5 protein-coding genes are annotated in these 10372 nt (G+C 36.8%); all 5 read left to right on the forward strand.

Going from position 1 to position 10372, the window contains the following annotated elements; genetic code table 11:
• Window positions 1-9: 9 nt before the first annotated feature.
• Entirely contained in the window at window positions 10-1812 is a 1803-nt protein-coding gene (locus tag GSY47_RS25155) for a cytochrome c oxidase subunit I (protein WP_219071615.1), read from the forward strand.
• Between the two features lie 109 nt (window positions 1813-1921).
• Window positions 1922-2944: a Holliday junction branch migration DNA helicase RuvB gene (ruvB, locus tag GSY47_RS25160; RefSeq protein ID WP_179003083.1), complete on the forward strand. Its 1023-nt coding sequence runs from the start codon at window positions 1922-1924 to the stop codon at window positions 2942-2944.
• Between the two features lie 10 nt (window positions 2945-2954).
• Window positions 2955-4301, forward strand: a complete 1347-nt coding sequence (locus GSY47_RS25165) for a cytochrome P450 (RefSeq protein ID WP_219071616.1) — start codon at window positions 2955-2957, stop codon at window positions 4299-4301.
• Window positions 4301-5224: a tRNA epoxyqueuosine(34) reductase QueG gene (gene queG, locus GSY47_RS25170; protein WP_179003081.1), complete on the forward strand. Its 924-nt coding sequence runs from the start codon at window positions 4301-4303 to the stop codon at window positions 5222-5224. Before GSY47_RS25165 ends, queG begins: the two co-directional genes overlap by 1 nt.
• A 490-nt stretch (window positions 5225-5714) precedes the next feature.
• Window positions 5715-10372: beta strand repeat-containing protein (locus tag GSY47_RS25175; protein WP_394370747.1), on the forward strand; the 4658-nt coding region annotated here is incomplete at its 3' end.

The raw sequence follows: 10372 nt of genomic DNA on the forward strand, positions 1-10372 counted from the left end.
TACACATATATGTCAGCAGAAGCGCACGATCACGATCACGGACACGATCACGAGCACGAACATCATCATAAAGACACGTTCATTACTAAATATATTTTTAGTATTGATCACAAAATGATTGCTAAACAATACTTGATTACTGGTATTGTTATGGGAGTAATTGGTATTGCAATGTCCTTGCTTTTTAGAATGCAATTGGCGTGGCCAGAAGAGTCTTTTAAGATATTTAATGTTTTATTAGGAGATAAATTTGCACCTGATGGTGTAATGGCAAATGATATTTATTTAGCTTTAGTTACAATTCACGGTACCATCATGGTATTCTTTGTACTGACGGCAGGTTTGAGTGGAACTTTTAGTAACTTACTTATTCCACTTCAGATTGGAGCGCGAGATATGGCTTCTGGATTCATGAATATGATTTCATATTGGTTATTTTTCTTGTCTGCTGTTGTAATGTTATGTTCTTTATTTGTTGAAGCTGGTCCAGCTTCTGCAGGATGGACAATTTACCCTCCATTAAGTGCTTTACCACAAGCGATTCCTGGATCTGGAACTGGTATGACTTTATGGTTAGTATCTATGGCTATTTTCATCGCATCTTCTTTGATGGGATCTTTAAATTACATTGTTACAGTTCTTAACTTAAGAACTAAAGGGATGTCTATGACTAGACTTCCACTTACAATTTGGACATTTTTCGTAACAGCTATTATTGGTGTTATTTCATTCCCAGTATTATTATCTGCTGCGTTATTATTGATTTTTGATAGAAGTTTTGGTACTTCATTCTTCTTATCTGATATTTATATTGCAGGAGAGGTTTTACACTACCAAGGTGGTTCTCCTGTATTGTTTGAGCACTTATTCTGGTTCTTAGGTCACCCTGAGGTTTACATCGTAATTTTACCAGCTATGGGTCTTGTTTCTGAAATTATGGCTACGAACTCTCGTAAACCAATCTTCGGATACAGAGCGATGATTATGTCAGTTCTTGCAATTGCATTCTTATCTACTATCGTTTGGGGTCACCACATGTTTATTTCAGGTATGAATCCTTTCTTAGGATCTGTATTTACTTTTACAACTTTATTGATTGCAATCCCTTCTGCTGTAAAAGCATTCAACTGGATTACAACTTTATGGAAAGGTAACTTACAATTCAACCCTGCAATGTTGTTCTCTATTGGAATGGTTTCTACTTTCATTACAGGAGGTTTAACAGGGATTATTTTAGGAGATAGTACTTTAGATATTAACGTTCATGATACTTACTTCGTAATTGCTCACTTTCACTTAGTAATGGGGATTTCTGCACTTTACGGAATGTTTGCTGGTATTTACCACTGGTTCCCTAAAATGTACGGAAGAATGTTAAACAAAAACTTAGGTTATATTCACTTCTGGATTACAGCAGTTTGTGCTTATGGAGTTTTCTTCCCAATGCACTTTATCGGATTAGCTGGTCTACCAAGACGTTATTATACAAATACTAACTTCCCATTATTTGATGATTTACAAAACGTGAATGTTTTAATTACTACGTTCGCTCTTGTAGGAGGTGCATTCCAGTTAGTATTCTTATACAACTTCTTTAGCAGTATTTTCTACGGTAAGAAAGCAGTTCAAAATCCATGGAAATCTACAACTTTAGAGTGGACTACTCCAGTTGAGCATATCCACGGAAACTGGCCAGGAGAAATTCCTCATGTATACCGTTGGCCGTATGACTACAGTAACCCAAATCATGATGTAGATTTTGTTCCTCAAAATGTACCAATGAAAGAAGGTGAAGAAGTTTTACACCACTAAAAAAATAATGAAAGACCGTCACTGATGACGGTCTTTTTTATTTAGTTAAAATTCTAAACGTTCAATTTTACCATTTTACAAAACTAATTACTTTCTATATCTTTGTAGAATGAACGAAAATCTTGATCCTACAACAAAAGGATACAACTCAGAAGAATTAGATCTTGAAAAAAGATTGCGTCCGCTGTCATTTGATGATTTTGCAGGACAAGATCAGGTTTTGGAAAACCTAAAAGTATTTGTTGCTGCTGCGAACCAACGTGGAGAAGCGCTTGATCATGCTTTGTTCCATGGACCTCCAGGTCTTGGAAAAACGACTTTAGCTAATATTTTGGCCAATGAACTTCAGGTTGGCATTAAAATTACTTCTGGGCCTGTTTTGGATAAGCCTGGTGATCTAGCTGGTTTATTGACAAATCTAGACGAAAGAGATGTATTATTTATTGATGAGATTCATCGTTTAAGTCCTGTTGTGGAAGAATATTTGTATTCGGCTATGGAGGATTTTAAAATTGATATCATGATCGAATCGGGACCAAATGCCAGAACGGTTCAAATTAATTTGAATCCATTCACGCTTATTGGAGCTACAACTCGTTCAGGATTATTGACTGCTCCAATGAGGGCACGTTTTGGAATTTCTTCTCGTTTACAATATTATTCTACTGAACTTTTAACAACAATTGTTGAACGAAGTGCGGGTATATTAAAAATGCCGATTGATCTTGAAGCCGCTATTGAAATTGCTGGTCGTAGTCGTGGAACTCCTCGTATTGCTAATGCCTTATTGCGAAGAGTTAGAGACTTTGCACAGATAAAGGGTAATGGAACTATTGACATTGAAATTTCTAAATATGCGTTAAGAGCGTTGAATGTAGATGCTCATGGTCTTGATGAAATGGATAATAAGATATTATTGACTATCATTAATAAATTTAAGGGTGGACCAGTTGGTCTATCTACTTTGGCGACTGCCGTATCTGAAAGTAGTGAAACGATTGAAGAGGTTTACGAACCTTTCTTGATTCAAGAGGGATTTATTATGCGTACACCACGCGGAAGAGAAGTGACGGATAAAGCTTATAAGCATCTCGGAAAGATAAATATGAACAATCAGGGAGAGTTGTTTTAATTCAAATAAAATGTCTTTTAAAACAAAATATAATTACCCGCCAAAACTTTCTATTCTTAGGTTCTTTTTAGATGCAGAAGGAGTTCGAAGAAATCCTATACCTTACCATGAGAAATATTTCAAAAAGTTTGGGGATTCTTTTTCTATCAAAATTGGAAGTTCAAGACATATTATTTTGTCGCGAGACAATGAAGTAGCTCAGTATATTCTACAAAAGAATCAAAAGAACTATCATAAATCTAAATTTCAATCCGTTTATCTTTCAAAATATCTTGGAAAAGGACTTTTGACTGTTGATGGTGATTTTTGGTTAAAACAGAGAAGACTTATTCAGCCGGCTTTTCATAAACAAAAAATGAATCAGTTGGTTGAAAACATGAAAACGACCATTATTTCAGAATTAGATCAGATTAAAACTGATGAAAAATTGGATCTTTTTCCTGTAATGAGTGAGCTAGCATTTAATGTTGTAGCTAAATCTCTATTTGAGTTTTCAATATCAGATGAAAAGCTAAATCGAATAAAATTTATTATTGAAGAAGTTCAAAACTTTTTGATTAAAGAAATTAGACTTCCGCATAAAGCTTGGTGGTTTTCTATTAGCGGGCAAGTAAAAAAACATCTCCAATTAGCAGAAGAAAATAATAACATTATCAGGGAAATTATTGAAGTTAGAAATGCTTCAAAAGAGGAATTTAATGATTTGCTTAATATGTTATTGGAAACCAGATATGAAGATACTGGTGAAGGAATGTCTGTAAAACAATTAATAGATGAAATAAAAATCCTATTTATTGCGGGACATGAAACAACTGCTAATGCCCTAACTTTTACTTTGTATTTGTTAGGTAATAATCCCGAAGTACAGCAAAAGGTTTTAGAAGAAATTTTAATGATTGAATCTGAAACTTATGACGTTGTTGAACAACTTCAAAAAATGACTTATACCAATGCCGTTTTAAACGAATCAATGCGCTTATATCCTCCAGCTTGGATTACAGATCGCCAGAATGTTGAAGATGATACTTTGGCCGGATTTAATATAAAAGAGGGTACTTTGATCGGGGTTTCTTTTTATGAATTACATAGAAATCCTAAATATTGGAATAATCCGGATATGTTCATTCCGGAACGTTTTTTAGGAGAACAAAAAAAACGATCCATGCAGTATTTCTATCCTTTTGACGCTGGACCGAGAATGTGTATCGGTGCTGGTTTTGCTATTTACGAAATGTGCTTGGCTGTTTCTTATATTATCAAAAAGTATAAGATTACTTCGGTTGGAACCGATGTTAATTTTAATCCACTAATTACCTTAAAACCTGTTGGTGTAAAAGTTGTTTTTTCTGAGAGATAATGATTGATTCTAAAGAGAAATATACAAAGTTTATAAAAGCTGAAGCTAAAAGACTTGGTTTTCTTTCTTGTGGAATATCCAAGGCAGGATTTCTCGAACAAGAAGCACCAAGGCTCGAAAAATGGCTAAACAACAACTATAATGGTCAGATGGCTTATATGGCGAATCATTTCGACAAACGTTTGGATCCTACTTTATTGGTTGATGATGGTAAAAGTGTGGTTTCTCTTTTACTCAATTATTATCCAGATTCAGCTCAAAATGATGAGAGCTTTAAAATTTCAAAATATGCTTATGGACAAGATTACCATTTTGTGATTAAGGATAAATTAAAAGAATTTTTGCACTCAATTCAAGAGAATATTGGCGAAGTTTCAGGACGTGCTTTTGTTGATTCGGCTCCGGTTTTAGATAAGGCTTGGGCAGCAAAAAGCGGTTTAGGATGGATAGGAAAAAACAGCAATTTAATTACTCAAAAAGTAGGCTCTTTTTACTTTATAGCTGAACTTATCATTGATTTAGATTTAGAATATGATCATGCAGTAACAGATCACTGCGGAACCTGTACCGCTTGTATCGATGCATGTCCTACTCAAGCAATTGTTGCGCCCTACGTGGTTGATGGAAGCAAATGTATCTCGTATTATACTATCGAATTAAAAGAAAATATCCCTCAGGAAATGAAAGGAAAATTTGATGATTGGATGTTTGGCTGTGATACTTGTCAAGATGTTTGCCCATGGAATCGATTTTCTAAATCTCACTCAGAACCTTTATTTAATCCTAATCCAGATTTACTCTCTTTTACAAAAAAAGACTGGATTGAAATAACTGAAGAAACATTTAAACTTGTTTTTAAAAACTCTCCCATTAAAAGAACAAAGTTTGAGGGACTTAAACGTAATATTAAGTTTTTAGGTTGAGTTTTTAAATATTTGTATTTCAGTTAATTGTGTATTTTTTTGTAAGTTAAAGCTTATTTTTAAATCTTACAATTTTTAACTTTTTGTCAATGTTTTCTGTAAGAATTTGATTTATTCATAATTCTTTAAGAAATTATGAGCTCTTCATTGTCAAATCTTTACGTTTTTAACATCACAAAGTTATGAACACTTGTTAAATTATGTTGTTCGACGACTTTCTTTGCAGTTTATCGACTAATATCGTCGGAAACCTAGTCTTTCCTATAGTTTCGTAGCTCCAAAACTACTAATTTAATCCTGAGACGACTATTTAGGTCTGTCTTATGCTATGAAAGACTTATGGTAAAACTTTACTTTTTCGGTATTGAAAAGACTTTTTTCAGCCAAACAAAATCCAATTTTTACAATTTTTCGTATTTCACCTATATGCTAAAAACGATCATCAGTTTTTCAGCGTCTTATATTTCTGTTCCACAAACTCAAGTTGTCTATGCGTAACTTTACTTTAAGCCAGTCTGGATTTTTCAGACTAATCTTTTTTGTTTTATTTGTACTAACACCATTGTCTTTATTTGCGCAAGTCTGTGGAACTCCAGGGGTTGACGGACCAGTTGCTGTAACTAATTCTGTAAATACCTATTATCCAATTAATGGAAATGTTACATTGAATGCAGGAGCACAATCTATTTTACTAGGAAGTGTACCAACCGCAGACTCACACAATAACAGTTTTGGTACAATTCCAATCTCAGTCGGGGATTTGATTTTGATTATTCAAATGCAAGATGCGACGATAGATTATTCAAATTCTGCTAATTATGGTTCTGGAACGAGTAATAGTGGTCCTGACTATTTAGGAGGTACTGGATTTACAGCTTTAGGTAATACTGGTATTTTTGAGTATGTAATTGCAACCAGTAATGTTCCTCTAGGCGGAGGAAATTTAACATTTAAGGGAACAGGTACAGGTGGAGGAGCCTTCAACAGTTTTTTCAATGCTAACGCCACTACAACAAGAGGGAAAAGAACATTTCAGGTTATTAGAGTACCTCAATATTCCAATTTAACGCTTACTGCTACTATAACCACCCCGCCATTTAATGGTGCAGTAGGTGGTGTTATTGCATTTAATGTTTCAGGGACATTCAATTTTGCTGGATATAGTATAGACGGAAGTGCTAGAGGATTTAGAGGGGGGTATAGCCCAAGAGCAGGTTCTGGAGCTAATGACGCTGTTACTTATGTAGGAGAATACACTAAAGAGAATATTTCAGGAAAAGGCGAAGGTATAGCGGGAACCCCAAAATATATGTGGGATGGTTTTAATCAGGTAGTTAATGCTGAGGAAGGCCTGCCTGGAGGATCTTCAGGAAGAGGAGCAGCCGCTAATGCGGGAGGTGGAGGAAATGACCATAACACCGGTGGAGGTGGTGGTGGAAATGGAGGTTTTGGAGGTCTTGGTGGTGCTGGATGGCAAGGTGGCGGCGGAGCTGCTTACCCTGATTTAACGGGAGCAGGAAGACCAGGTTCAAAATCTTATATTACAACTACCACTTTTCCAAGACTTATTATGGGAGGCGGTGGAGGAGCTGGTGATGCGAATGATGCTTCGAGTGGTGTAAAAGGAGGTGTTGGAGGAGCAATAATTTTAGTTAATGCTGGTAATGTTTTAGGAAACGGATTTATTTATGCCAATGGTGGCAATGGTGCTCCTGGAACTTATTCTGGTTCACCAGATGGAGCCGGAGGAGGAGGAGCCGGAGGAACCGTTCTATTAAATGTTTCTAACAATAGTACTTCAAATATACGTGTTGAAGCGAAAGGAGGAGCTGGTGGAAATACAGAAAACGATGCGAATAATGAACACGGACCAGGTGGTGGTGGTGGTGGTGGAATTGTCTGCCATAATCTGTCGGGAACAGTAACTATTACCTCTAATGTTCTTGGAGGTGCTGCCGGTAAATCTAATGCAGGAAATGGAATTACTCATGGAGCTAAGGATGGATTAGAGGGCTACACATCAACGTTTACAGTTGCAGATGTACCACCAAACTTACAGGTAAATGCAAATTGTTTTCCTATTTTAGGCACTACAGTAAAAGCTTTAACGACCACGTCGGTTTGTAATTCTATTGATGAGAAAATTTCATACGAAGTTCAAATAAAAAATACAGGAGCAGGGAATGCTGCTGGAGTTGTTTTGGATTTTAGCTTTCCAGCTGGAATTGAATTTGATTCAGCTACAGCTGCATATTCAACAGATGCTTCTGGACCGTCTGGTGCTTTAACAAATACGGCTACAGCAAACAACCCAGTTTTTGGAGGATTTAATATCGCTCAGAATGGAGTTGTTACAATAACTTTGGTTGGAAAAGTAGCAGCGTCTATTAGTTCAGGTGCACATAGCTCAAACGCACAAGCTTTGTATTTAGATCCAACACGTACAACTGCAAATTCTACTAGAAGAATTACGGCATTTACAAATGGATATGGTACTGCCAATAAAACTTATGAAGGTGCCAATCAAGCTAATGTACCTGGTGTAAACTTTAATGGAAATAGTACAACTGCTGATGATATAACTATTTTAGCGTTGCCTGCAGCTCCTACAGTGTCAACCACTCAACCAACTTGTGGAACTCCAACAGGAACTATAACTGTAAATACACCTACAAATGGTTCAGGGATAAGTTATACATTGACAGGTACAAGTCCAGCAACTGCTCCAATAAGAAATACGACAGGGATTTTTTCTGTTTTAGTTCCTGGAACTTATAAAGTGGCAACAACAAATGCGCAAGGATGTACTTCAGCAGCTAATACAGGGATAGTTATTAATCCAGTTACTAATGCTCCAACAACTACAAGTGTAACTATTTGCCAGGATGGAACGGGGTCTTTGATAGCTACATCAACATGTACTGTTTCAATTACTTCTGAATCAAGAAAAGGAAAAGGAAGTATAAGTGGTAGTGGAACTACTTGGTCAAATCCATCAAATATTGAATCAAATGGTTCTGGCTATGCTATTGCTAGTAATAATAGCACTAGTACAACCAGATATTTGGTAGCAAATAATTTTGGTTTTTCAATTCCTGCAAATGCTACAATTAAAGGAGTTTCAGTAACAATTGGTCGTTTCGCAAATTCAAGTATTGGTAATTATGTTACAGATAATGTTGTAAGTTTAATTAAGACAGGAACTACTCCTACAGGGGATAACAAAAAAACAAATACAGCTTGGTCAACTGATAATACAGCTTCATCTAATTATGGAGGAGAAACAGATTTGTGGGGTACAACTTTGACACCAACGAATGTTAATGCGGTAAGTTTTGGTGTTGCCTTATCTGCAACCCTTACTAGAAATCTTGGTATTGGTAATGCTACTGCATCGGTTGCTTATATTCAAGTTACTATAAGTTATACAGTCGAAGGAGTAGAATGGTATACAACATCAACGGGAGGTTCGCCAATTTACACAGGTTATTCTTTTAATCCAGTAGGTGTTACAGGTTCAGGTTTAGTAAATACAAATACACCAGGAACAACAACTTATTATGCTAGTTGCATTGCTAATTCAAGTTGTAGAACTGCAACTAATTTTGTAATTAATCCAAGACCAACTATAACAGGTACTACACCTGCTTCGCGTTGTGGTGCAGGATCGGTAACTTTAGGAGCTACTGCATCAACAGGAACTATTAATTGGTATGCAACTCCAACAAGCACTGTTTCTTTGGGGACAGGAACAAGTTTCACAACACCAAGTCTAACGACAACAACATCTTATTATGTTGATGCGACTGATAATGGTTGTACAACATCAACAAGAACCGAAGTTAAAGCAACAATAAATACAATACCTACAATAAATTCTACAACTGAAGCTTCAAGATGTGGAACGGGATCAGTTACTTTAAAAGCTACTGCATCAACAGGAACTATTAATTGGTATGCAACTCCAACGAGTACTACCTCTTTATGGACAGGAACAGACTTTACAACAGAAAGTTTATCAGCTACCACAACTTATTATGTAGATGTTATTACAGCTGCAGGTTGCTCTGCATCATCTAGAATTGCGGTTACGGCTGTTATAAATACAGCTTCTACAATTGTTCGTACAAGCGGTACACAAAACCCTACAGTTTGTACAGGTTCTTCAATTCCTACAACAGTGTATACTTTTGGAGGTAGTGCATCAAATGCTATAGTTTCTAATTTACCAGTAGGATTGAGTTCTGTTGTTGATACTAATGCAAAAACGGTAACAATTTCAGGAACTCCAACAGCAGGAGGTACTTATATAATAACAACGGCTGGACATACTTCTCCTTGTACAGAAGCTACTATCTCAGGAGCAGTTACGGTAAACCCGACACCATCAGCACCTTCCATTACAGCAGGAGGAGCTAGAACATTCTGTTCAGGGGGAAGTGTTACCCTGACATCATCTGCAGCATCAGGCAACCAGTGGTACAAGGACGGAGTAGCCATTACAGGGGCAACCAATCAATCATACACAGCAACAGTTAGTGGCTCTTATACCGTTACATACAATAACGGAACCTGTACCAGCGTTCAGTCAGCAGGTACTACTGTTACGGTGAATCCGACTCCTTCAGCACCAACTGCATCAGCACAATCTTTCTGTTCGGCAGATAATAGAACCGTAGGCAATCTAACGGCTACGGGAACAGGTATAAAATGGTACACAGCCTCAACAGGTGGTACTGCTCTTTCCAGTAGTACGGTTTTGACAAGTAGAACATACTATGCTAGCCAGACTTCTGCAGACGGTTGCGAAAGCTCAAGAACGTCAGTATCAGTAACGGTAAATGCTACACCATCGGCACCGACTGTTGCATCACAGACTTTCTGTTCATCAGAAAACAAAACAATTGCAGATTTGGCTTCTCTTGGAGCATCTTATAAATGGTATTCAGCCTCAACAGGCGGTTCTGCTCTTGCAGGTACTATTGTTCTGGCAACAGGAACCTATTATGTAAGCCAGACCTCAAACAGCTGCGAGAGTACAAGAGCGTCGGTATCGGTAACGGTAAATGCTACACCATCGGCACCTACGGTTGCGGCTCAGACTTTCTGTTCATCAGAAAACAAAACAATTGCAGATTTGGCTTCTCT

Origin of the sequence: Flavobacterium quisquiliarum (assembly GCF_019308285.1) — a bacterium.
GTDB lineage: Bacteria > Bacteroidota > Bacteroidia > Flavobacteriales > Flavobacteriaceae > Flavobacterium > Flavobacterium quisquiliarum.

Excerpts from the sequence above, each read along its gene's own strand:
- GSY47_RS25155 (WP_219071615.1), top strand. The coding sequence starts at position 10 with ATGTCAGCAGAAGCGCACGATCACGATCACGGACACGATCACGAGCAC.
- ruvB (WP_179003083.1), top strand. The coding sequence starts at position 1,922 with ATGAACGAAAATCTTGATCCTACAACAAAAGGATACAACTCAGAAGAA.
- GSY47_RS25165 (WP_219071616.1), top strand. The coding sequence starts at position 2,955 with ATGTCTTTTAAAACAAAATATAATTACCCGCCAAAACTTTCTATTCTT.
- queG (WP_179003081.1), top strand. The coding sequence starts at position 4,301 with ATGATTGATTCTAAAGAGAAATATACAAAGTTTATAAAAGCTGAAGCT.